This window comes from Pseudohongiella nitratireducens (assembly GCF_001642735.1).
GTDB classification, from domain to species: Bacteria; Pseudomonadota; Gammaproteobacteria; order Pseudomonadales; family Pseudohongiellaceae; genus Pseudohongiella; species Pseudohongiella nitratireducens.
In genome coordinates this window covers 302070-323906 of the sequence record NZ_LWHM01000001.1, presented here as the reverse complement: position 1 = coordinate 323906, position 21837 = coordinate 302070, and the positions used below count along the sequence as shown (strand labels likewise).

Sequence of the window (21837 nt, the reverse complement as noted above, 5' to 3'; positions counted from 1 at the left end):
GGCTCTACCCCATTAACGGGGGATAGCACTCATTAAACCCTGTTCACAATGCCATCCCACCCACAGTGGGCCAGCACTCGTAATCGATAGTTTTCAAAGTTTCTAAAACCATACGCTCTCCTTGAGATCATTTCCATCTTGTTGTGAAACCCTTCGGTAATACCGTTGCTTTTACTAAAGCGCCACATGGCGACAATCGGTTCCATCCAAGAGGTTAATGTCTTGGCCAATGCCTTCAGCGGACTGTCTTTCAGTTGTTCCAACAGCGCCAGATACTGTGGCAGTTTTTGCTTCATTCGTTTGACTCTGAGGGTTTTGAGCAGGATAAAGCGCATCAGCCTTTGCTTGATCAGGTACAGCTCTTTCAGGACAGGAAACTCGGCCAGGTAATCCATCAGTTTTGCGTGCTGTTCATCGCTCAGATGCCACTTATGTCGGCGCATCAGACTGAGTAGCCCGCGGTTTTTTCTGCCCTCCTGGTGGTGCTGTTGCCACAGTTTCAAAAAGTGCTGATTGATCAGTCGCACGACATGGAAACGGTCGGCAACAATCTTGGCATTGGGGAAGTGTCGTCGGGCAATACTGCGATAGGTTTCTGACAGATCCATGACCACGATCTGCACCTGATCTTTGCCTTCAACCCCTTGTAAATAGCGGCGTAGAGACGATTCTGAGCGCCCCAGTTTGACATCAAAGACCTTACGGTTGTTCAGGTCGACGAGAGTGGTGGCGTAGCCCTTTTTACGGGTAAAGAAATGCTCATCAATGCCCAGCACCTGAGGACAGGGGCGTCCGCTCATCTCTGAAGTTCTCATGCGAACCCGATACTGATACCAGCGCTCGATGGTGGCAGCGCTGATCCGATGTGTCAGTGAGAGTTTGCGCTGGGTGATACCGCCGTCATGGGCTTCAAAGACCTCCAGTCGGAAGGCTTCAGAGGCGCGGTAGCGGGGTCGAATACCCAGGAAAGGATGGCGAAAATAGCGGTGACACTTGAGACAGCGGTACTTGGGTACGCGCAGGTGCAAGGTCATTACCTTATTGCCCAGCCGGGTGTGTTTGACGGTGCGCTGATGGGTGGCTTTGATGTGTAAATGCTGGTGCTGACAGTGCTTGCAAAGTGGTCGTCGTGCGGGACTGGCCCACACTTCGAGGTTCTTCTGATGATCTATCCGTTCAATCTGAAGCTCAGGTATGCCTATAATTGTGCCTGCGAGGGACATCGGTGTTCTCCATTAAAGTGATCGTCGCAAAATCAGTTTAATGTAATGCCGGTGTCCCCCGTTAATGATGTAGAGCCTGCTTTCGTTCTCTCCGCCCCCAACGCTGATCTCAAAATCCCTTTAAATTATCCTGAAGACGAAAACATCTTTGGTTGTTGCTCAGTGCATTCAATCTTCAGTACTCCTCATTATCGCTTGCTGTCTTCCCGTGAACTGATTCAAAAGAATCCGAGCTCTTGTAACGCTGTTGTGACAAAGGCGTACTTTGTTGCAAAAAATTTGCATTCCATCATGTTTTAGACATATTTGCGGCACAAATTGTAACTAAATCCTTGATTTTATGAATGCGTTCAGTTAAAACTGCGATGTTGTCATGAATATACTTATGACTAAATAATATATGTCTTAAAAAGGCAGGTAATAATCAAGGGGAAAACAATGAAGAAAACCAGTTTGTCCGTCGCTATTGCAGGCGTCATTGGTTTTGGTGGCGCTTTGACTACTCCACAACTGAGTGTTGCTCAGGAAGAAGAGATGCTGGAAGAGGTTGTCGTAACGGGCTCCCGTATCCGTCGCGCCGACCTGGAAGGTTTTAACCCGGGTCAGTGTTATTGACCGAGACATGATTGATACACAGAGCCGTGTCAGTATCGGTGATGTATTGCAGCGTATGCCTTTCTCTGCCGGTGCGGCCGTGAACACTGGCGTAAACAATGGCGGCTCTGGCGCCGTTAACTTCTCACTGCGCGGCCTTGGGTCTGAGCGTACACTGGTGCTGATCAACGGCCGTCGCGCTGTAGCCTCTGGTCTGGGTGCCAATGCAGTAGTCGATCTGAATAATATTCCACCTACCATGATTCAGCGCATCGAAGTGCTTAAAGATGGCGCATCTGCTGTCTATGGCTCTGATGCGGTTGCGGGTGTTGTGAACATTATCACTCGCCAGGATTACGATGGTGCAGAACTGAATGTAACATCAGGCATCACCAGCGAAAGCGATGGCGAGCAAACCACCGTTGACTTCACCTTTGGTAATACCACTGAGCGTAGCAACTTTGTGGTTTCAACGTATTACACTGAACAGAAACCAATCTGGGCAGGGGATCGTGATTACTCAGATGCAGAAATCTGGTTCCACCCTTACTGGAATCCCACAGGTCAGGAGTTGGGCGGTTCATCTGCTACGCCATGGGGTAATCACACAAGTGCCACTTCTGTCGGTGGTGACGGGGTGCCTTATACAAGAGGGCCAGGCTATGGCGATTGGCGCCCCTACGATGGCACAACAGACCCATATAACTATGCACCCGCCAATTACACGCAAACGCCTAATGAACGCTGGGGTTTCAGTGCTTTTGGTAACTATGAACTTGGCGATTTTGGTGCACTCACAAATGTCACAGTTACAGGTGAGGCAATGTTCACGCACCGTGCATCACAGCGGTTGATTGCACCTGAGCCGCTGGCGCCATTGGCTTTCTTCGGCACACCTGCACCCTACTCAGACCAGAACTTCTACAACATTAATTTTGGTCCCAAGCACTCTGTGACTGGCGATACCATGGTTCTGACTGACTGGCGTCGCCGGATGGTTGAAACTGGCGGCCGAGACCAGATTCATGAAACCAATACTCACCAGATTACACTAGGTATAACCGGTGATATCGGTAGCTGGTACTGGGATGCCGCGGCATTCTATGGCGAAAATGACGCGTCAGTCATTGATGAAGGTTATTTCCACCTGGACAGAGTCGCTGAAGCAGTAGGCCCGACTTACATGGATGCCAATGGCAACCTCTCCTGTAGCACTGACGGCACTGAAGCCGGTGTCATAGATGGTTGTGTACCATTGAATATCTTTGGTCAGCCTGGCACTGACACTGCCATCACGCCTGAAATGCTGCAATACATCAGTGGTAACTACGTGTCCATGACCCAGGGTGGTAATGACATGACAGGTGTTACATTTAACGCCTCTGGTCCGGTGATGGAGCTGCCCGCTGGCGAGCTGGGTGCTGCATTTGGTGTGGAACGGCGTAACGTGAGTGGCTTCTCTCAGCCGGATTCACTGCAATTGCTGGGTGTCTCTACAGCAGGCTCTGCACTGGCAACAGGTGGTAGCTACAGTGTTGAAGAAGCCTATGTCGAATTGGCGGTGCCATTGCTGGCAGACATGACGGGTATCGATAACCTCGAATTGAGTCTGGCATCCCGTTTTTCCGATTACGACACCTTTGGTGATACCACCAATTCAAAAGTCGGTTTGCGCTGGGCGGTTGATGAGCAGTTTACCGTTCGTGCGACTGTGTCTGAAGCGTTTCGTGCCCCTTCGATACCTGAGTTGTTTGAGGGGCAGTATCTGACTTATCCGCAGGTGTCTGATCCATGTGCCAATAATGCGACACCGAGTTGTGTAGCAGATGGTGTGCCAGCAGGCGGTTACAATAACGCCGGGTCAATCCAATTGCCTACGCAGCAGGGTGGTAACACAGCGCTGCAGCCGGAAGAAGCGGATATCCTGACAGCCGGCTTTGTATACCAGCCAGCTTACCTTGATGGTTTCTCCTTGACTGTGGATTACTGGGAAACAGAGTTGGAAAATGCTATCTCTACCCTGGGCGCACAGCTGATACTTGATAATTGTCAGCAAACTGGTCAGCACTGTGGCCTGGTTGACCGCTGGGGTGCTGGTAGTGGAGCAACAGTTGGCGATGTTCGGCAAATCCGCAACCTCAATACCAACGTAGGCGGGATCAATGCAGAAGGTGTTGATCTGTCCACTCGTTATTCACTTGGTGAGACGGGCTTTGGCATGCTGGATTTCTCCCTGGATGTTTCACACGTCATGCAGTACGACAAAATCCAGGCGGATGGTAGTGTGATTGAGCACGCCGGTCGTTTTGAAGATAACCACGATGGTAATTTCCCTGAGTGGCGCTGGAACTTCCAGACCAACTGGAGCATGGGACCATGGGCGGTTAACTATGCAGCACGATACATTGGCAAGGTGACTGAGCCTCTGACCAAGTGGTACAACGTGGTTGGTGAAGAGCGTGAAGTGGAAGAGCAACTGATTCACGATGTGCAGCTGAGCTACGACTTCGAAAGCTACAATACGCGCTTCACACTGGGTCTGGATAACATCACTGATGAGCAGCCTCCGTATGCTTATTCAGGGTTTAACGACAACACCGACGTGCGTACTTACGAGACGCGTGGTCGTTACTACTACGGTCGTGTAAGCTTCTCCTTCTAAGGAAGAAACTGGCATGACTGCATAGATGCAGAACTAGTAGTACAATCAATGGGCCGGCTTTTTAGTCGGCCCATTTTTTTTCAGGGAACAAAAACTGGTGACCATTCAGCAGCTGGATCAGGCGATTAACAAAGGGGAGCTGGCGCTGGCTATTCGCCTGGGTGAGTCCCTTTATCGTGACTCGCCGGGCAGCCAGCACGTCGCCTTATCATTAAGCGAAGCGTATCGTCAGGCGGGCAAAACCGCGCAAGCGAGTCAAACTGCGAAGCAGGCGTATCACCTTGATCCTGCTTTTGTATTTGCGCAGGCTCAGTACCTGCGTTGTTTGCTGCCCTATGCTGACCATAAAGCCATGTTCGAGATTTTACAGCAGGCTTTAAAGCTCGATATTCATGATCCATGGTGTTTGCAGGTGTTCAGTGATGCTGCCGTCGCAATTGACGAATGGCAGGTTGCTAGCGAATTTTTAGGCAAACTTGAGCAGCACAGCCAGGGGGTTCAGAAAGCTCAGGCACAATATATGCGTGGGGTGAGTTTTCAGGTGTCAGGCATGAACGACAAGGCGACCCTGTTGTTCCGTGCGGCACAACACAGTAGTGGCGCTGTTGCCCCTCGCGCACTCTGGTCGTTGACGTCTGTTGACCCGGCTGCGGTTACAACTTCCGAGTTGGATGCGGCGCTTGGGGACCCTTCTGTGTCTGAGCAGGAGAAGCGGTATTTATGGCAGGCTTCGGGTCAGAAGCGACACAGCGAAGGGGATCATGAACAGGCATTTGATTGTTGGCAGCGGGCTAATACACTTAGCGAGCCATTGCATCAGTATTCTCATCAGCGATGGGAGGATTTTTTTGCCCAGTTACAGGACGGTGTGATTTGCGGGGGGGAGTTTGTTCGTAGCGCTGAGGCAGAACAAACAGAATCTCCCGTTTTTATTGTCGGCCTGCCTCGCAGTGGATCTACGCTGGTTGAGCAGTTGCTGGTGGCTTCTGGTCAGGTGCAGGCCCTGGGCGAACTGAGAGATCTGGAGGTGTCGGTTCAGGAAGTGCTGGGCAGGGATATACGGCCCTTACCTTTTGATATTAGTAACGATGACTGGTGCCGGGTCGCTCAATCAGATTTGGCGGTACACTATGATAAACGCACTGCAAGCCGGAGAGAGAAAGGGGTGATACCTTGCGATAAAAACCCGGCTAATGTGCTGTGGCTGGGTATTATTCTCAATGCCTGGCCAACTGCCAGGATTATTCATGTTCACAAAGCGCCCGAAGCGGCCTGTCTTGGTGCCTATCGGCAACTGTTTTCTGCGGCAGCTCCATGGTCATACCGGTTGGAAGATATTGCTCATTATTATCACCACTACCGGGCATTGATATCATTTTGGGAAGATCGCTTTCCGGGCAGAATCCTGGATGTGCAATACGAAGATTTTGTCAGTCATCCAAAAGAGCAGGGGAGGAAGATTTTCCAATATCTTGGGTTGGACTGGCGCGATGATCTGGTGGCCGGCGTTGGTCAGCAGAAAGGGGTTATTCCGACTGCCAGCAGCAGTCAGGTCAGAGCAGGTGTCCATCAGGGCTATCTGCATGCCTGGGAGCCATATAAAGCCCAACTGGCGTTATTTACAAAGGCAATATCATGACTGATATCGGTACATTTAAAATTGATCTCGCCGTCCGTGACTACGAGTGTGACATGCAGGGCATAGTCAATAATGCGAACTATCAACATTACCTGGAGCATGCCAGGCATGAGTATCTCAAGGAAAAGGGACTGGATTTCGCCACGCTGACCCAGGACGGTATCATTGTTGTGGTGGTTCGGATTGAACTGGATTTCTGCAAGCCTTTACGAAGTGGAGATCGTTTTACGGTATCGGTTGTCCCCTTTAGGCAATCAAGGCTTCGTCTGGGGTTTCACCAGGAAATTCGCCATGTTGAGACTGAAGAGACACATTTGCGCGGACGGGTGCTGACGACAGCAGTAAATGAAAACGGACGCCCCTGGTTTCCAGAGGTGCTTAAAGGGTTGTTGCCTTCAGATTGAGCTGGTGTGTTGAGCTTTCTGGATCAGATCCCGGACGAGTGCTGGCACTGCCTCACCTGCCGGACCATAGATGTGGTGATCAAAGTTTGAGCCGGTTTCCTGAAGGTTGATCTCCATTGTTTCCGCACCATAGCGACTGGCCATTTGCTGAAAACCCGCTGCCGGATAAACCTGCCCTGAAGTGCCGATCGCAATAAACAGGTCGCACCCTTCAAGTGCGCGTGTGATCTGTGACATCTGTAAGGGGATTTCACCAAACCAGACAACATGAGGACGAAGGTTGCCTGGCTGACGGCAGCAGCGACACTCATCATCAATACGCAAATCCTGGGTCCAGGGGTAGGTCAGCTCTGATATGGCGCAGCGCGCTTTCAGTAACTCCCCGTGCATATGGATCAGACTTTTGCTGCCAGCCCGTTCATGAAGGTTGTCGATGTTCTGAGTTACCAAAAGGAAGGATCGCCCGGCTTGCTGCCATTCGTATTCCAGGCGGGCCAATGCTGAATGTGCGGGGTTCGGCCGGATAGCTGGTGCCTGCAGGGATCGTCGCCTGGCATTGTAGAAATCGTGGACTTGCAGAGGGTTTCTGGCAAAGGCTTCGGGAGTCGCCACGTCTTCGATTCGGTGGTTTTCCCATAAGCCGTCACTGGCGCGAAATGTTTGAATGCCTGACTCAGCGGAGATTCCCGCACCGGTCAACACAACGATTGAGCGGTAGTCGTCCATAGTAAATACCCTGCTTTGCAGCATTTCAGGATAAAACAGCTTTGCTGCATTATGCGAACTGATCCCTTTTCAGGCAAGCCCTGAATTGAGATTGTCGCTGTGACGTGGCAGTCAGCCAGCGCTATAATGTATTTATTCAAATACAGGAGGATATGATGTCACTACCGGATACAGGAAAAATGGCACCGGCTTTCAAGCTACTTAATCAGGATGGAGAAGCGGTAGCGCTGAAAGACTTTAAAGGCAAAAAACATGTTGTACTGTATTTTTACCCGAAAGCTCTGACCCCGGGTTGTACCGTTCAGGCTTGCGGCATACGTGATAATCTCGCCGAGTTTGAATCACTGGATACCGTTGTCCTCGGTGTCAGTCCGGACCCGGTCAAGAAGCTGCAGTCCTTTATTGATAAGAAAGAACTTAACTTTCCATTGCTGTCCGATGAAGACCATGCGGTGGCCGACAAATACGGTTCCTGGGGGCTGAAGAAGTTCATGGGGCGAGAATATATGGGCCTGATACGTCAGACTTTCATTATCGATAAACAAGGCAAGCTTGTGCATATCATGAGTAAAGTGCGGACCAAGACGCATCATGATGACGTACTGAACTGGATTCGAGAGAATTTAAACGCATGACAGATGGTGTTTCAACACACAGCAGCAGAGGACTTGAGCTGAATTACCGACAATTTGGCGAACAGGGTCCCCCCTTATTGGTGATGCATGGCCTTTTTGGCAACCAGAGTAACTGGGCCTGGCACAGTCGCAAACTGGCTGAAACATACCGGGTCTTTGCTCTGGATATGCGCAATCATGGTGCCTCGCCACATAGCGATCAGATGAGTTACCCGGAGATGGCAGAAGACGTCATCCGGTTTATGGATGAGCAGGGTATTGATAAGGCGATGGTACTGGGACACTCCATGGGTGGCAAAGTGGCTATGCAGCTTGCGCTGAACTGGCCTGAGCGCGTACAAAAGCTGGTCGTGGCGGATATCTCGCCGGTTTACTATGGAGGGAAGGGCAAAGGAGAACATGATGATATTTTCTCCGGCCTTAATGCGATTGACCTGGCATCCATTGCAAGCCGTAAGGAAGCCGATGCCCAACTCGCCAAATGGGAGCCCGATGAAATTGTTCGCCAGTTTTTGCTGTCTAACCTGGTTCGCGCAGAAGCAGGCGGTTTTGAGTGGCGGGTTAACCTGGCAGCGCTGCAAAGTAACTATGATGCATTACGTGACGCCCCTGAAGGGGACGGGCAGTATAAAGGGCCGGTATTGTTTGTCCGCGGTGATGAGTCCCGCTATATTCAAAGCCGTCATAAAGAGCAGATCCTGGCTCGTTTTCCGGCAGCCCAGGTCAAAACGATTATGCAGACGGGGCACTGGTTGCATGCTGAAAAGCCAGAGACGTTTTTTCGCATCGTCAGCGATTTTTTGCAGGAAGAGGGCTAGCTGTCATGCTGAGTGTTAACGTCAATAAGATTGCCTTGATCCGTAATGCGCGCGGTACAGATTATCCTAATCTTCTGCACTTCATTCGTCATATCCTGGCTGCTGGTGTGAAAGGCATCACCGTACATCCGAGACCGGATGAACGCCACATTACCCGTCAGGATACCTATGATATTGCTGAACTTCTAACGAGTTACCCGGATGTCGAATTCAATATAGAAGGCTTCCCTTCAGATGCCTTCATGGCCATGATTGCCGAAGTTAAGCCTGCGCAGTGCACACTGGTGCCGGATGAGCCTGGTCAACTGACATCCGATCATGGTTGGGATGTTGAGCAACAGCAGGCCTTGCTGAGCGATGTGCTGGGTCGCCTGGCCGCCATGGGAGTGCGCAGCAGCTTGTTTCTGGACCCCCTGCCATCTCGAGTGGAGGCAGTGAAAGCTGTAGGGGCGGATCGAATTGAGTTGTACACCGAGTCCTTTGCGCGTGCCTGCGCAGGCAGTGCGGAAAATCCGCAGCTCTTGTCCGCTTGCTTGCGCGACTATCGTGAAACAACCGATAAAGCGAGGGCCCTGGGTCTGGGTGTTAATGCAGGGCACGACCTCAACCTGGAAAATCTGGCGACATTTCTCGAACATTGTCCGGTCGATGAGGTTTCCATTGGGCACGCCCTGGTGGTGGAGTCCCTGGAAATGGGCATGCCAGAGGTGTTGAAACGCTACCTGGCTATCACAGGCGGTTAATGGACTGCCAGCCAGCGTTTCCGGGATCCGCTAGGATTCACCTGAAACCTGGGGCGCAGGTAACAGAGGCGCCAGGACTGGCCAGATGTTGTCCACAATCATGCTTTGTGCGTCTGCGACCGGGTGTACACCATCGTTCTGCATGAGATCTGGGTTGTCCGCTATGCCCTCCAGCAAAAAAGGTAACAATGCCAGATCGTAGGCTTCCGCCAACTCCTGGTATTGGGCGTAGAAAGGCTCTGTATAGCGAGGGCCATAGTTAGGCGGTATTTGAATGCCAACCAATAGCACCTCAGCGCCGTTGCCGAGGCTTAATTCGATCATTTCCTGTAAATTGGTGCGCATTTGGGCAACAGGTAATCCCCTTAAGCCGTCATTGCCGCCAAGTTCCAGGATGATCAGGTCGGGCTGGTGAGCCTGCAGTGCTGCCGGCAGGCGTGCAACCCCACCGCTGGTTGTCTCGCCACTGACACTGGCGTTGGCAACGGTAACCGGATAGTTGTCATCCTCGAGGCGTTCTTCCAGCAAGGTTACCCAGCCTTCATCTGGCTCCAGGCCATAAGCAGCACTGAGGCTGTCACCGAAAACCAGGATATTGGTGTCTGCACTTGCCAACACCTGGCCTGAAAGCAGCATAAACAGGAAAAACACAGTATTCAGTAAATGTGATGCCCTGTATGGCAATAGTGAAATTTGGCGGTAAAAGTACGTGCTATCTGTCATAAGGCGTTAGAATGTCCGGATTTTATGTCGAAACGTTAGCCCGCACAGGGGGCTGGCCCGTAAAGTTATTATACAGACGGCGCAGACGACGTCATGTAGATTTAGGGGCCGCAGGATCAAAATCGTATTGAGCCAGGAGTAGATCAGCGATGACAGTGATGGTAGAAGCACGGCAGGTCGGTAAAAGTGTGAAAACTCATGATGCGCAGTTACACATACTGTCAGACATCTCTCTGGTCATCGATAAGGCTGAGTCTGTTGCCATTGTTGGCGCATCCGGGTCTGGCAAGTCGACCCTGCTGGGTTTGATGGCTGGCCTCGACCAGGCGAGTGAGGGAGAAATCTGGCTCGCAGGTGAGTTGCTCAACGACATGGACGAGGACGCTCGTGCGAAGCTGAGGGGACAGTCAGTCGGTTTTGTCTTTCAGTCCTTTCAACTGTTGCCCAGCCTGACTGCGCTGGAAAATGTCATGTTGCCCATTGAGCTTAAACAAGACCCGCAAGCCCGGCATAAAGCTACCCAATTGCTGCAACGAGTCGGCTTGGCTGATCGTCTGACACATTATCCCAATCAACTGTCCGGTGGTGAGCAACAACGCGTTGCCATTGCCAGGGCATTTGCCTCAGAAGCCAGTATTCTTTTTGCCGATGAGCCAACGGGTAATCTGGATACCGAAACAGGGGCCACAGTGATTGAATTGCTATTTGAACTGAATGCCGAATTTTCCACGACATTAATCCTGGTCACGCACGATGACCGGTTGGCCGCCCGGTGTGCCCGGACGGTGCGACTAAGTTCCGGGCGGATTGTTGGCGACAGTGCCAAGGCATCTCCAGCCGAGAATACGGGATCAGTGACTGAACCGGGTCAAGAGAGTGCTCAGGCATGAGTGCAACGAACCATCAACAGGGGTTGTCGAATAAGCGGAAGGGCGAGCAGCAACGGAACACCGGCCTGGGACTGGCTGGGCTAATACGACTGGCCACGCGTTTTCTTTGGCGTGATTTGCGTGGCGGAGAGCTGAAGCTGCTGACCCTGTCATTGATTATGGCGGTTTGCTCGGTCACAGCAATTGCTCTGTTTACAGATCGTCTGGAGAGAGCATTGCTGAATGAGTCAGCCAACATGCTGGCAGCAGACAGGGTTTTGAGCGGACGCCAGCAACCGCCGCGCGAATGGTTGCAGGAAGCGCAACAGCGCGGCTTGCAGACGGGCGAGTTCATTTCTTTTGCGTCGATGGTGTTTTCAGACCAGGGCAACATACTTGTCTCCGCCAAAGCGGTCAGTCCGAGCTACCCTTTGCGTGGTGATTTACTGGTGGCGGATGAGCCGTTTGGCGCATCCTATATCAGTGATGCTGGCCCTGCACCGGGCACGGTCTGGGTGGAATCACGCGTGTTGCCGGCACTGGCTATTGAGGTCGGGGATCCTCTTTATGTGGGTAATGCCACGTTGACTGTTGCTCAGGTGCTGGTCCAGGAGCCTGATCGCCAGCAGGGAGGGATGATGGAAAACGCAGGCCCGCGCTTGCTGATGAACCTGGAAGATGTGCCTGCCACGCAGATTATTCAGCCGGGTAGTCGCGTCAGTTACCGTTATCTTTTTGCGGGCGAGCAGCAAGCACTGAACACTTTTGCTGACTGGCTGGATGCACAGCCGGAAAATGAATACCGCCTGCGTGATGTGCGGGAAGAGAGTGAAGAGGTTAGCGAGGCGCTGGACCGGGCAGAGAGCTTTTTGATGCTGGGCAGTCTGTTTGCCGTAACGCTGGCAGGGCTGGCAATAGCGCTGACGGCACGCCGTTACAGCCACCGGCATTTTGATCATGTTGCCATACTGAAAACCCTGGGGTTGACCGCCTCACAAATTAATACGATGTATGGTCTGTTACTGGGAATACTTTGGGTCGTGGCAGTATTGACAGGATCAATAGCAGGGTGGCTGATCCATGAGGCGATTCTGGCACTGCTTGGCTCACTGATGCAGGTGGCTTTGCCAGCGGCATCCATTACCCCGTTTTTCATTGGTGCGCTTACCGCATTGCTCTGCCTGACTGCCTTTGCGCTGCCGCCGCTGTGGGGACTTCGCAGTGTCAGTCCGCTTCGTGTGTTGCGCAAAGATGTGGCAGTGGATGGTAGCTCGCAATGGTTGCCGTACACTGCCGGGGTGGGAGGTATCCTTGCTTTAATACTGTGGTATAGCGGCGATTTATACCTGACCGCGCTGATTGCTATTGCGGTTTCCCTGGTCTTTCTGGTGCTGGCGCTGGCCTCATACCTGTTGCTTAAATCCGGCACAGCAAGTGGCATGCGAGCCGGTAGTGCCTGGTTGCTGGCGAAATCGGCACTGAGTCGGCGCAGTCAGCAAAGCGTGCTGCAGATCATGGTCTTTGCTGTGACCTTTATGAGTTTGCTGACCTTGAGTTTGTTAAGAAGTGATCTGATCAGCGACTGGCAGGCACAGCTTCCAGAAGATACACCCAATCATTTCATGATGAATATCACCGCGGCGCAGTTGCCAGGCATTGAATCGTTCTATGAGCAACGGAATCTGGAAGGGAACCCTTTCTATCCGATGATGCGAGCCGCCCTGTTAACGGTTAACGGAGAGCCGGCAAGACGCCCCTGGGACGATGACGAGCAGCCGCGCAACCTGACCGAGCGGGCGGCGGAAGATTCGGGCGCGGGTACAGCAGCGCCAGCCAGTGCTGATGAAAGTGGGCAGGCAGCCACTGTGAACGAATCAGGTGAGGTTGGTGACACTGAATCTGTTCGTCCTGTTACGCGGCAGGTCACATGGACATCCTCATTGCCGCCTGACAATGAAGTGGTCGCCGGGCAGTGGTGGGATGAGGAGGCGCGACCCGGTGAAGTCTCGGTTGAGCAGGATTATGCAGAGAGGCTGGGTCTGTCGCTGGGAGATGAACTGGTCTTTGAAATTGAAGGGCAGCGCGTCACCGTCAATGTCAGCAGTTTCCGCACGGTACGCTGGGATAACATGCAGCCTAATTTTTTCTTCATCTTTTCACCCGGAAGCCTTGAGCAATTTGGTGCGACTTACCTGTCTACTTTATTGCTGGAAGGTGAGCAAAAACTGATGTTGAATGACATGCTGCGTGCTTTCCCAACAATTGTTGTGCTGGAGGTGGATGCCATTATTGCGCAGATTCAGCGTATTATTTTTCAGGTGAGTTCTGCTATCGAATTGATTGCCGCCCTGGTACTGGTCAGTGGCGCCTTGGTATTGTTGGCCTGTGTGAATGCAACCCTAGGGGAGCGGTATCGAGAAAATGCTATCCTGAGAACCCTTGGCGCAAGTCGCCAGTTGATTTTACGTGCCATGCTGTTTGAGTATGCATTCATTGGTGCTGTGTCTGGCATGATGGCGACACTGGGCGCAGAAGCGGCACTGTACTTCTTGCAGACACAGGTTTTTGAGCAGGCTTTCCGCTTGCATATATGGGTATGGCTGGCTGGTCCGGTGTTGGGGACGGCCATTATTGCCGGTATCGGTTTTGCCGCAACACGACGGGTCGTCAATACCAGCCCCTTGCTGGTGCTGCGGCAGCTGGCAGATTAGGTAATTCTGGAGATGTATATGTTATCGATCATGATGAAACAGTTAATCGCGCTGGTGTCATTAGCATTGCTGTCGACACTGTCGGTGGCGCAAATGGCACCTGAAAACGAGATCAGCCGGGAGTGTGTTTATGGCGATTGTCAAAATGGCTTTGGTACCCTTGAGATCCGAACCGAGATAGGAATCGATCGCTACGAAGGCAATTTTACTGATGGCATTTTTGATGGTTACGGCAAGTACGAAAAGATGATAACCCGCAGTGATCGTGCTTATTATGACGGCAATTGGGATATGGGTATTCGACAGGGACGTGGCACGTACTGGGATGGTCAGAGCGACCTCTATATTGGGCAGTGGCAGGATGATATGCGTCATGGTCGTGGCTCGTATTTTTTCGGCCTGGAAAACTGGTACCCGAACAAACACAGCGAACATTGGTTGCGCGAAAACGTAGAGAATTATTCGGGCGAGTTTGTTGAAGATCTCTATCAGGGCGAAGGTACCTATCGCTGGCCAAATGGGCAGCGATTTGAAGGTGAGTTTTTTGCCAACGAGAAACATGGGCTGGGCGTGTTTTACTACCCGACCGGAACCTGGCGTGAGCAGCTCTGGGAGCACGGTCGATTAATCCGTTAACCCGTCCGAAGCCGTACTAATGCTTACAGGGTTTTGAAATACTAACGGTATAGTTGATGCTTCGTTACATGAGGAACACCCTGCCAGTTAAATGGATCAGTGACAGGAATTGAAATGATGGACTTACAATCCATACGTCGGGAATATCTACAAGGACATTTGCGCCGCAGCGAACTTAATCCGGACCCTTTGCAACAGTTCTCACTGTGGCTGGAACAGGCGATTGATATGCAACTGGAAGACCCTACTGCCATGGTGGTAGCGACGGTCGGCGCCAGTGGACAGCCCAGTCAGCGGATCGTGTTGTTGAAATCGGTTGATGAGCGTGGGTTTATTTTTTACACAAATTACGAAAGCCGTAAAGCCCGAGAGCTGGACGATAATCCCAAAGTCAGCCTGCATTTTCCCTGGACGCGGATAGAGCGCCAGGTGTTAGTTGGAGGCATTGTGGAGAAAATTGAACCGACGGTCTCTGCCAGCTACTTTCAGTCCCGTCCCCGAGAAAGCCAACTGGGTGCCTGGGCCTCCCAACAAAGCCGGAAGGTTGCCTCACGTGATGCGCTCATGGAGCAATTTACCCAGGCTCAGGGAAAGTTTGACGGCCAGGAGATTCCGGCACCTGCTTTTTGGGGTGGGTACCGTGTGGTGCCAACTGAAATGGAGTTTTGGCAAGGTGGTGCACATCGGATGCATGATCGCTTTCATTATACTCTGGATGCGCATGGGCTATGGCAGATTGCCAGGCTGGCACCCTGAAGTGCCTGCCTGGTGTCAACTGGGTGCCAACTTGGAACTAGTCGACCGGGGCTGACTAGCCGGGTTTGTTCCAGGCAGGCAGCTTTTTGCTGACCAGCTGTTTTTTCAGCTTGGCATATTGAGGCAGGCCGTTGCGATAAGGTGGATAATCTTCGCCAGCGATCAGCGGTGCAAAATATTGCCTGGCTTCATCGGTGATACCAAATCCGTCTGTGGTGATAAATTTTCGTGGCATGGCTTTTTCAACATTGGCCACATCAGCTAGTGGCACCTCGCCAATGCCCCAGCTGTATCGTTTGGTACCTTTGCGAACAATGGTAGGCATCACTGCATTCTTGCCTGCCAGGGCGAATTCCACGGCAGCTTTACCCACTGCATAGGCCTGCTCAACATCTGTGCCTGAAGCAATGTGGCGTGCGGCTCTTTGCAGATAATCAGCCACCGCCCAGTGATATTTGTAGCCCAGTTTTTGCTTGACCAGGTCGGCCAGAAAAGGTGCCACACCGCCCAGTTGAGTGTGGCCGAAAGCATCTTTGCCGCCAGCGTCTGCCAGAAACTGACCGTTACGATAGCGAGCGCCTTCTGACACAACGATGGCGCAGTAGCCGAATTTCTTCACACAGCTTTTCACCTTGCGCAGAAACTTTGCTTCATTAAAGGCAATTTCCGGAAAGATGATGATATGAGGAGAGTCGCCTTCTTCTTCCGCTGCCAGACCGGCCGCGCCAGCAATCCAGCCGGCGTGGCGCCCCATCACTTCCATAACGAACACTTTGGTCGAGCTTTCGCACATCGAAGCCACATCCAGTCCGGCTTCACGAATTGAAACAGCGACGTACTTGGCCACGGAGCCAAATCCCGGGCAGTTGTCAGTCACAGGCAAGTCATTGTCGACTGTTTTCGGAATGCCGATACAAGTGATCGGAAAACCTTCCTGCAGACTTAACTGTGACACTTTATGCGCTGTGTCCTGGGAGTCGCCACCCCCGTTGTAGAGAAAGTAGCGGATATTGTGTGCCTTGAACACTTCCATGAGTCGCTGATATTCCTCACGGTTGTCGTCCAGGCTCTTGAGCTTGTAGCGGCAGGAGCCAAAGGCGCCGGCTGGTGTATGTTTCAGTGCTGCGATCTGTTTTGTTGTTTCCTTGCTGGTATCAATCAGTTCTTCACGAAGCGCACCGATGATGCCGTTCATGCCAGCATAGACTTTGCCGATCTGATCTTTGTTTTGGCGGGCAGTCTCGATGACTCCGCATGCACTGGCGTTAATGACGGAGGTGACCCCACCGGATTGAGCATAGAAAAGATTGGCTTTGGGCATGTTAAACCTGTGAAAAATGGAATGAGAGGGTTCGCTTTGCTGTACCGTGCATTAGCCGGCAGGTAAGGGCATAATGGTACAAATTGCCGAGAGGCTTGGCAATCGAAAGGGTACTAAAGGCTCGATAAGGATATTAGGTAGGAGATTACCGAGAACAATGAAACGATTGATCATAGGCATGTCAGGTGCCAGTGGCTTGATATACGGCATTCGAATGCTGGAAGCGTTGCGTGAACACCAGGGCATCGAAACGCACCTGGTGATGACTTCGGCGGCGCGGCTGAATATAGCGCTGGAAACTGACTGGGATGCCAATGACGTTATCGCACTGGCTGATCAGGTACATTCGGTCAAAGATCTCGCTGCTTCGGTTGCCAGTGGTTCCTTCCGCACTGATGGCATGATTATCGCCCCTTGTTCGATGAAAACCCTTTCTGCCGTGGTTAATTCCTATACCGACAACCTGCTCACCCGTGCGGCTGATGTGGTGCTAAAAGAGCGTCGCCGCCTGGTGCTGATGCCAAGGGAAACCCCTTTGCACGCCGGGCATTGCGAGTTGCTGCTGAAAGCCACGCAAATCGGTGCGATTGTGGCACCGCCCATGCCGGCCTGGTATGCCAAGCCCAAAACACTCGATGATATCGTCAATCACAACGTGGGGAGGGTGCTTGACCTGTTTGATATCGACACGGACCTGGTTACCCGTTGGCAGGGAGCGTCGGTACGTTAAGCAGGGCTGGCGATTTTCAGGCAGCTGGTGGCCAGCAAGTCACGAACATCATCGGCTATATGAATTTGGTAACGCAGCGCAAAATCCCTTAACACCTCTTCTGTCCTTGCTAACGTGTTTTGCCTTGTCTCAGGCAAGCACTGCGAATTAATGATGGAGTCCTGTCGATGGGTGACAGCCAGGGACTCCAGTTCATCCAGCAATCGCAACTCCAGCTGCAGCTCTGTATTCTTGATTGTTTCCCGCAAATCTTCAGCGTTCGGCCAGTGTTGCTTCATCCAGGTTCTGGCCTCTCGCAATGGCTCTATGGCCTGTGCCGAGCGATCACTGGCAAGCTTCATCCAGTCGTGTGCGGTACTTTCCGGCAATACCCCGATACTGCTGGCGTGCCAGCAGTAGGCTAATAAAACGGGCACCTGGCAGCCCTGATCGTTCTGCAGTTGCAGGCACGACTGTGCGACTTCCGGTTGTTGATATAATGAGACAGCGAAATCGGATAGGCCTTGCATGATAATGGTTGATGTCTTGGCTTCTGCTATAGTTAGAGCAAGCTTACAGGAAAGAATATGCATATTCATATATTGGGAATTTGTGGCACGTTTATGGGCAGCCTGGCTGTCCTGGCCAAAGAAATGGGAATACGTGTCAGTGGTTCGGATGCCAACGTCTATCCACCGATGAGCACGCAGCTGGAAACGCAGGGGATTGTGCTGAGCGAAGGGTTCGACCCTGAACACCTTGATCCGGCACCCGATCTGGTTGTGATTGGTAATGCCATGTCGCGGGGTAACCCCGCAGTCGAATACGTGTTGAATAAAGGCCTGCCTTATTGTTCGGGCCCCGAGTTTCTTGCCAATCATATATTGCCGGGGAAATGGGTGTTGGCAGTGTCAGGCACTCACGGGAAAACCACGACCAGTGCCATGTTGGCGTGGATTCTGGAATATGCCGGGATGCAGCCCGGTTACCTGATCGGGGGTGTACTCAATAACTTTTCAGCATCAGCCCGCTTGGGTGGCAGTGATTTCTTTGTTGTTGAAGCGGATGAATATGACTCTGCTTTTTTTGATAAGCGCAGCAAGTTTGTCCACTACCGGCCGCGCACATTAATTATTAATAACCTGGAGTTTGATCACGCGGATATTTTTCCCGATCTGGCTGCGATTCAGCGCCAGTTTCATCACCTGGTGCGAACGGTGCCTTCTGAAGGCCAGATCATTTATCCGACAAACAATCCGGATATAGAACAGGTGTTGGCACAAGGGTGCTGGACGCCCGTTCAACGCTTTGAGAGCCCGGTTGCTGACTCCGCTTCTGATATGGGGCTGCCGAATGGGCAACCTGATTTGCCCGCTCCGTGGGTGGTCAATTTGCACCGCAGTGACGGCAGTGATTTTGATGTGGTTTTGCCCAAAGGCGATGCCACGGAGTCAGTCGCCTCTGGCAGGATCAAATGGTCACTGAGTGGCCAGCATAATGTCAGTAATGCCCTTGCTGCCGTGATGGCAGCAAGGCATGTCGGTGTTGATATACAAACGGCCTGTCATGCTCTGAGTGAGTTTTCCAGCGTCAAAAGACGCATGGAGTTGCGCGGAGAAGTGGATAATGTCTATGTTTATGATGATTTTGCTCACCACCCTACCGCGATAGAAACGACGCTGGCAGGCATGCGGGCCAAGCTGTCTGATCAGCCAGGCAGTCGCCTGGTGGCTGTGATTGAGCCACGTTCTGCCACCATGAAAATGGGCGTACATCAGGGCACGCTGGCGGCTGCCTGTCATGCTGCCGATATTTGTCTTTGGAAAGACTGTGATGATAATGGCCTGGATATGGATGCCATCATACAAGGCAGCCCCGTACCCGCTTTGTCATTTGTCGCAACGGCAGACATCGTGACTTATCTGGCATCACACTCGAGGGCGGAAGATCATATTGTCATTATGAGTAATGGCGGTTTTGACAATATTCACCAGCGTCTGCTTGATGCACTGGCCGCTCGAGAAACAGCGCCAGAAGAGGTTTGACATGAGTGAAGAGTCAGTTATCCCTCTATTTCCGTTGCGTTCGGTTTTAGTCCCTGACGGCAGGTTGCCGCTACAAATATTTGAACAGCGTTATCTGGACCTGGTAAGCAGCAGCCTTAAAACCGGTTCAGGTTTCGGGGTATGCTTCTTAAAGAACGGCAAGGAAACGGTAACCGCCGGACGAAGACAGCAAGTGCACTCGATTGGATGCTGTGCTCATATTATTGACTGGGATCAGTTAGAGAACGGTCTGTTGGGGATAACAGTTGAGGGGACACGACGCTTTCAGGTGAAAGATTGCTGGTCCCGCGATGATCACCTTCTAATGGCAGAGGTCGATTGGATTGATGGTAGTGTCGATACTGAGCCGCTGTTGCCGCTATCGAGCGAGCATGACTACCTGGTGGAGTTGTTACAGGATCTGATGAAACATCCCCTGGTTGAGTCACTGGGGCTGGACATGGCTATTCAGAGTCGCCAGGGATTGTCCTGGCGACTGGTTGAATTGCTCCCTGTGCCGATGTCGGAAAAACAGCGCTTACTGGAAATAAACGGGACTGATGAGCGTATCAGGGAAATCGAGGTACTGCTGGCAGCGGTCATGCGCCACGGAGAGTAGCTTTCAGTATGTCATACTTGAGGCTGTTCCGGTGTGTGACTATTCCGGTGTGTACTATGCCCGGGGGATCATTTCCATGACGCGGGAAAAGTCGACCAGTATCAGCATTTGCTCATCATCATTGTATACGCCCTGGATAAAGAGGCTGCCAGCTTCCTGGCCGGTCTGTGGGGCGGTTTCAATGGTTTGTTCATCCAGGTCGACTACTGCCGCGACACGATCTACCAGAATTCCCAGTGAGAAATCCTCGACCTCCACCACGATGATCCGTGATTGAGCCGTGACTTCAGTTTTTGGCAGTTCGAATGCGTGACGGGCATCCATCACTGTAACGACATTACCGCGCAGATTGATAATCCCCAGAATAAAATCCGGTGCGCCGGGGACGGGCGTGATTTCAGAAACACGCAACACTTCATGGACTTTGGATGCAACGACAGCATAGGTTTCCTCACCCAGGCGAAAGCTGACATGCTTGATCACACTGGCGGGCAGCTCCCCTTCCTGCTGATTGTCGAATGCGTAAGCCTGCTCAGTAGACATGAGCGAATCCTTGTAATTCATGGTTATGTTTTAGAGTTAACGGCAGATGGGCTGATTTATTAAGTCTGACTTTCGCAACATGAAAATAAGCCGGCTAGCCATGATTCGCCCCATGTTTCATAATCGCGGTGAAACGAATGAAGTAAGGAGTTGAAAATGTCCGCAATATGGTCAAACCCGGCAAGTTGGACGCATGAGCAATGGCTGATCATCAGTATTTTGGTATTTATAGTCGTTGCCGTCATTGTCATCGCCTGGCGGCTGGTCAAAATACTGAGCACAACAAAACAGAAACGGCCACTGCCCAATCTGCGCCCTGGTAAACGACCGGGTGGTCGTTCCTGATACCGGTACAGGCTAGGTGCTCATGGCAGCCTTATTTGTTCCAGCAGTTACGGGCACTTATTAACGTTGCAGCAGGAAGATATCGGCAATAGCGGAAACCACAGCGAGAAACACAATGATGCCGGCTAAACAGCCCAACAAAGCCCAAATGCGAAAAGCCTTACCTTTCTTCGGATACATTCCGGACTGTTCGTATTCCCGTTCGGGTTTCTGAGGATCGATCATGAATGCCTCCTGGACACGATTTATTGCAACGGCTGTGCTGATCTTCGGTTATCTGGTGGTTGACTTCAGGGTCGCTGATCAGGCACATGCGATCATTACCCGCCATGATACCGGATACACCCGATATTACGCCAGAGAATGGGATTACCCGGCGGTATTTCCCCTGGGAACCGAAGGCTTTATTCATACCTGTGTGGCCAGCCTGATCGCCAGAGACTGGGCCTTGACGGCGGCACACTGTGTTCAGGAATCGGGCATGGCAGCCGCCTTTGCTGATGATCTCAGTTTCACGGTAACAATCAACCGGGATGTCATGCCTGTGGCTCAATATTACCTTCATCCCGAATGGCACACTGGCAACACAACAGGTAACTCAGAGACAGACCTGGCACTGATACGTTTGCAGGCACCTGTAAGCGGTGTGCAACCCCTGTCTGTGTATGGTGGTGAAGCCGAGCTTGGCAAGCAAATGATGTTTTTGGGGTGGGGGTATTCAGGTACCGGCGATCACCCACGCCGAAGCCGTGATGGCCAGCTTAGAAAAGCACACAACCGTGTTACCGAAGTGACCGAATCCTGGTTGCGCTTTGATTTCGAGTCACCCGATCAGTCCGGTGTTCTGCCACTGGAAGGGGTGCCTGGTCTCGGGGATAGCGGTGGGCCTGCCCTGGTCAGCGTCGATGGTATAAATTGTTTGGCCGGGGTCGCTATAGGTGAGTTAGGCGCTGGCAGCCCTTCATCCTGGGGGCAATACGGCGCCAGGGTGATCTATCAGCGTATATCCCGTCAGATGGACTGGATCAGGGCAGTGGTTGGAGAATCCCTTGTCACCTCGCAATCCTGTATATCGAGCCACCAGTGAATTTGCTACACTCAAATGCAATTTCATCC

The 21837-nt window shown here is 52.0% G+C and carries 23 protein-coding genes; 16 read left to right on the top strand and 7 right to left on the bottom strand.

The window, feature by feature from the left end; all coding sequences use genetic code 11:
- Window positions 1-32 precede the first annotated feature (32 nt).
- Window positions 33-1223 carry an ISL3 family transposase gene (locus PSCS_RS01415; protein WP_068809987.1) on the bottom strand — a complete coding sequence of 397 codons (1191 nt, stop codon included), beginning with the start codon at window positions 1221-1223 and terminating at the stop codon, window positions 33-35.
- Between the two features lie 438 nt (window positions 1224-1661).
- Between PSCS_RS01415 and PSCS_RS15780 the strand changes: the two genes are divergently transcribed.
- The 4 genes from PSCS_RS15780 to PSCS_RS01400 all read left to right on the top strand — a co-directional run bounded on the left by PSCS_RS15780 (window position 1662) and on the right by PSCS_RS01400 (window position 6522).
- Entirely contained in the window at window positions 1662-1838 is a 177-nt protein-coding gene (locus PSCS_RS15780) for a hypothetical protein (protein ID WP_157885584.1), read from the top strand.
- A gap of 7 nt (window positions 1839-1845) precedes the next feature.
- A complete protein-coding gene (locus tag PSCS_RS01410; protein ID WP_082866674.1) occupies window positions 1846-4479 on the top strand; it encodes a TonB-dependent receptor domain-containing protein in 2634 nt (877 codons plus the stop codon).
- 97 nt (window positions 4480-4576) lie between these two features.
- Window positions 4577-6118: a tetratricopeptide repeat-containing sulfotransferase family protein gene (locus tag PSCS_RS01405; RefSeq protein ID WP_068809986.1), complete on the top strand. Its 1542-nt coding sequence runs from the start codon at window positions 4577-4579 to the stop codon at window positions 6116-6118.
- Window positions 6115-6522, top strand: a complete 408-nt coding sequence (locus PSCS_RS01400) for an acyl-CoA thioesterase (protein WP_068809985.1) — start codon at window positions 6115-6117, stop codon at window positions 6520-6522. The genes PSCS_RS01405 and PSCS_RS01400 overlap by 4 nt, the downstream gene beginning before the upstream one ends.
- Here the strand turns inward: PSCS_RS01400 and cobB are convergent.
- Window positions 6514-7248 carry a Sir2 family NAD+-dependent deacetylase gene (gene cobB / locus PSCS_RS01395; RefSeq protein ID WP_068809984.1) on the bottom strand — a complete coding sequence of 245 codons (735 nt, stop codon included), beginning with the start codon at window positions 7246-7248 and terminating at the stop codon, window positions 6514-6516. The two genes, PSCS_RS01400 and cobB, sit on opposite strands and share 9 nt — an antisense overlap.
- A gap of 152 nt (window positions 7249-7400) precedes the next feature.
- Here cobB and bcp point away from each other — a divergent pair, with 152 nt between their 5' ends.
- The 3 genes from bcp to PSCS_RS01380 are packed head-to-tail and all read left to right on the top strand — an operon-like array spanning window position 7401 to window position 9444.
- Window positions 7401-7883 carry a thioredoxin-dependent thiol peroxidase gene (gene bcp / locus PSCS_RS01390; RefSeq protein WP_317621772.1) on the top strand — a complete coding sequence of 161 codons (483 nt, stop codon included), beginning with the start codon at window positions 7401-7403 and terminating at the stop codon, window positions 7881-7883.
- The gene (locus PSCS_RS01385) at window positions 7880-8701 is read left to right on the top strand and encodes an alpha/beta fold hydrolase (RefSeq protein ID WP_068809983.1); all 822 of its coding nucleotides are present in this window, start codon (window positions 7880-7882) and stop codon (window positions 8699-8701) included. The genes bcp and PSCS_RS01385 overlap by 4 nt, the downstream gene beginning before the upstream one ends.
- A 5-nt stretch (window positions 8702-8706) precedes the next feature.
- Window positions 8707-9444: a pyridoxine 5'-phosphate synthase gene (locus PSCS_RS01380; RefSeq protein ID WP_068809982.1), complete on the top strand. Its 738-nt coding sequence runs from the start codon at window positions 8707-8709 to the stop codon at window positions 9442-9444.
- A 30-nt stretch (window positions 9445-9474) separates the two neighbouring features.
- Here PSCS_RS01380 and PSCS_RS01375 read toward each other — a convergent pair whose 3' ends face one another.
- The gene (locus PSCS_RS01375; protein ID WP_068810024.1) at window positions 9475-10080 is read right to left on the bottom strand and encodes an arylesterase; all 606 of its coding nucleotides are present in this window, start codon (window positions 10078-10080) and stop codon (window positions 9475-9477) included.
- 236 nt (window positions 10081-10316) lie between these two features.
- On the opposite strand from PSCS_RS01375, the gene PSCS_RS01370 reads away from it, so the two are divergent.
- The 4 genes from PSCS_RS01370 to pdxH all read left to right on the top strand — a co-directional run bounded on the left by PSCS_RS01370 (window position 10317) and on the right by pdxH (window position 15139).
- Complete coding sequence (locus tag PSCS_RS01370; protein ID WP_068809981.1) at window positions 10317-11057, top strand: ABC transporter ATP-binding protein; 741 nt, start codon at window positions 10317-10319, stop codon at window positions 11055-11057.
- The gene (locus PSCS_RS01365) at window positions 11054-13747 is read left to right on the top strand and encodes an ABC transporter permease (RefSeq protein ID WP_068809980.1); all 2694 of its coding nucleotides are present in this window, start codon (window positions 11054-11056) and stop codon (window positions 13745-13747) included. Before PSCS_RS01370 ends, PSCS_RS01365 begins: the two co-directional genes overlap by 4 nt.
- Window positions 13748-13765: 18 nt before the next feature.
- Window positions 13766-14383 (top strand): MORN repeat-containing protein, encoded by a 618-nt coding sequence (locus tag PSCS_RS01360; protein WP_068809979.1) that lies wholly within the window; start codon window positions 13766-13768, stop codon window positions 14381-14383.
- A gap of 114 nt (window positions 14384-14497) precedes the next feature.
- Window positions 14498-15139 (top strand): pyridoxamine 5'-phosphate oxidase, encoded by a 642-nt coding sequence (pdxH, locus tag PSCS_RS01355; RefSeq protein ID WP_317621771.1) that lies wholly within the window; start codon window positions 14498-14500, stop codon window positions 15137-15139.
- A gap of 55 nt (window positions 15140-15194) precedes the next feature.
- Here pdxH and PSCS_RS01350 read toward each other — a convergent pair whose 3' ends face one another.
- The gene (locus PSCS_RS01350) at window positions 15195-16460 is read right to left on the bottom strand and encodes a 6-phosphofructokinase (protein WP_068809978.1); all 1266 of its coding nucleotides are present in this window, start codon (window positions 16458-16460) and stop codon (window positions 15195-15197) included.
- A gap of 157 nt (window positions 16461-16617) precedes the next feature.
- Here PSCS_RS01350 and PSCS_RS01345 point away from each other — a divergent pair, with 157 nt between their 5' ends.
- Window positions 16618-17190, top strand: a complete 573-nt coding sequence (locus PSCS_RS01345; RefSeq protein WP_068809977.1) for a UbiX family flavin prenyltransferase — start codon at window positions 16618-16620, stop codon at window positions 17188-17190.
- Here PSCS_RS01345 and PSCS_RS01340 read toward each other — a convergent pair.
- A complete protein-coding gene (locus tag PSCS_RS01340) occupies window positions 17187-17699 on the bottom strand; it encodes a TIGR02444 family protein (protein ID WP_068893803.1) in 513 nt (170 codons plus the stop codon). The genes PSCS_RS01345 and PSCS_RS01340 overlap by 4 nt on opposite strands.
- Before the next feature lie 57 nt (window positions 17700-17756).
- On the opposite strand from PSCS_RS01340, the gene mpl reads away from it, so the two are divergent.
- Window positions 17757-19214 carry a UDP-N-acetylmuramate:L-alanyl-gamma-D-glutamyl-meso-diaminopimelate ligase gene (gene mpl / locus PSCS_RS01335; RefSeq protein WP_068809975.1) on the top strand — a complete coding sequence of 486 codons (1458 nt, stop codon included), beginning with the start codon at window positions 17757-17759 and terminating at the stop codon, window positions 19212-19214.
- Window position 19215: 1 nt separating this feature from the next.
- Entirely contained in the window at window positions 19216-19833 is a 618-nt protein-coding gene (locus tag PSCS_RS01330; RefSeq protein ID WP_068809974.1) for an LON peptidase substrate-binding domain-containing protein, read from the top strand.
- Window positions 19834-19887: 54 nt separating this feature from the next.
- Here the strand turns inward: PSCS_RS01330 and PSCS_RS01325 are convergent, their stop codons facing one another.
- Window positions 19888-20376, bottom strand: coding sequence for a chemotaxis protein CheW (locus tag PSCS_RS01325; RefSeq protein WP_068809973.1), 489 nt, complete (start codon window positions 20374-20376; stop codon window positions 19888-19890).
- A gap of 156 nt (window positions 20377-20532) precedes the next feature.
- Here PSCS_RS01325 and PSCS_RS01320 point away from each other — a divergent pair, with 156 nt between their 5' ends.
- On the top strand, window positions 20533-20721 hold the full coding sequence (locus PSCS_RS01320; RefSeq protein ID WP_068809972.1) for a hypothetical protein: 189 nt from the start codon (window positions 20533-20535) through the stop codon (window positions 20719-20721).
- Window positions 20722-20781: 60 nt separating this feature from the next.
- On the opposite strand, the gene PSCS_RS15775 is transcribed toward PSCS_RS01320, so the two are convergent.
- A complete protein-coding gene (locus PSCS_RS15775; protein WP_157885583.1) occupies window positions 20782-20946 on the bottom strand; it encodes a hypothetical protein in 165 nt (54 codons plus the stop codon).
- Here PSCS_RS15775 and PSCS_RS01315 point away from each other — a divergent pair.
- Window positions 20945-21808, top strand: a complete 864-nt coding sequence (locus PSCS_RS01315; protein ID WP_068809971.1) for a S1 family peptidase — start codon at window positions 20945-20947, stop codon at window positions 21806-21808. The two genes, PSCS_RS15775 and PSCS_RS01315, sit on opposite strands and share 2 nt — an antisense overlap.
- Window positions 21809-21837: the final 29 nt, after the last annotated feature.

Bases quoted from the DNA above. Each gene is read 5' to 3' on its own strand.
- PSCS_RS15780 (WP_157885584.1), top strand. From the start codon at position 1,662: ATGAAGAAAACCAGTTTGTCCGTCGCTATTGCAGGCGTCATTGGTTTT.
- PSCS_RS01325 (WP_068809973.1), bottom strand. From the start codon at position 20,376: ATGTCTACTGAGCAGGCTTACGCATTCGACAATCAGCAGGAAGGGGAG.
- PSCS_RS01350 (WP_068809978.1), bottom strand. From the start codon at position 16,460: ATGCCCAAAGCCAATCTTTTCTATGCTCAATCCGGTGGGGTCACCTCC.
- PSCS_RS01415 (WP_068809987.1), bottom strand. From the start codon at position 1,223: ATGTCCCTCGCAGGCACAATTATAGGCATACCTGAGCTTCAGATTGAA.
- pdxH (WP_317621771.1), top strand. From the start codon at position 14,498: ATGATGGACTTACAATCCATACGTCGGGAATATCTACAAGGACATTTG.
- PSCS_RS15775 (WP_157885583.1), bottom strand. From the start codon at position 20,946: ATGATCGATCCTCAGAAACCCGAACGGGAATACGAACAGTCCGGAATG.
- PSCS_RS01340 (WP_068893803.1), bottom strand. From the start codon at position 17,699: ATGCAAGGCCTATCCGATTTCGCTGTCTCATTATATCAACAACCGGAA.
- PSCS_RS01370 (WP_068809981.1), top strand. From the start codon at position 10,317: ATGACAGTGATGGTAGAAGCACGGCAGGTCGGTAAAAGTGTGAAAACT.
- PSCS_RS01320 (WP_068809972.1), top strand. From the start codon at position 20,533: ATGTCCGCAATATGGTCAAACCCGGCAAGTTGGACGCATGAGCAATGG.
- PSCS_RS01360 (WP_068809979.1), top strand. From the start codon at position 13,766: ATGTTATCGATCATGATGAAACAGTTAATCGCGCTGGTGTCATTAGCA.
- PSCS_RS01385 (WP_068809983.1), top strand. From the start codon at position 7,880: ATGACAGATGGTGTTTCAACACACAGCAGCAGAGGACTTGAGCTGAAT.
- PSCS_RS01375 (WP_068810024.1), bottom strand. From the start codon at position 10,080: ATGCTGCTTTCAGGCCAGGTGTTGGCAAGTGCAGACACCAATATCCTG.
- bcp (WP_317621772.1), top strand. From the start codon at position 7,401: ATGATGTCACTACCGGATACAGGAAAAATGGCACCGGCTTTCAAGCTA.
- PSCS_RS01315 (WP_068809971.1), top strand. From the start codon at position 20,945: ATGAATGCCTCCTGGACACGATTTATTGCAACGGCTGTGCTGATCTTC.
- PSCS_RS01400 (WP_068809985.1), top strand. From the start codon at position 6,115: ATGACTGATATCGGTACATTTAAAATTGATCTCGCCGTCCGTGACTAC.
- mpl (WP_068809975.1), top strand. From the start codon at position 17,757: ATGCATATTCATATATTGGGAATTTGTGGCACGTTTATGGGCAGCCTG.
- PSCS_RS01330 (WP_068809974.1), top strand. From the start codon at position 19,216: ATGAGTGAAGAGTCAGTTATCCCTCTATTTCCGTTGCGTTCGGTTTTA.
- PSCS_RS01345 (WP_068809977.1), top strand. From the start codon at position 16,618: ATGAAACGATTGATCATAGGCATGTCAGGTGCCAGTGGCTTGATATAC.
- PSCS_RS01410 (WP_082866674.1), top strand. From the start codon at position 1,846: ATGATTGATACACAGAGCCGTGTCAGTATCGGTGATGTATTGCAGCGT.
- PSCS_RS01380 (WP_068809982.1), top strand. From the start codon at position 8,707: ATGCTGAGTGTTAACGTCAATAAGATTGCCTTGATCCGTAATGCGCGC.
- PSCS_RS01365 (WP_068809980.1), top strand. From the start codon at position 11,054: ATGAGTGCAACGAACCATCAACAGGGGTTGTCGAATAAGCGGAAGGGC.
- cobB (WP_068809984.1), bottom strand. From the start codon at position 7,248: ATGGACGACTACCGCTCAATCGTTGTGTTGACCGGTGCGGGAATCTCC.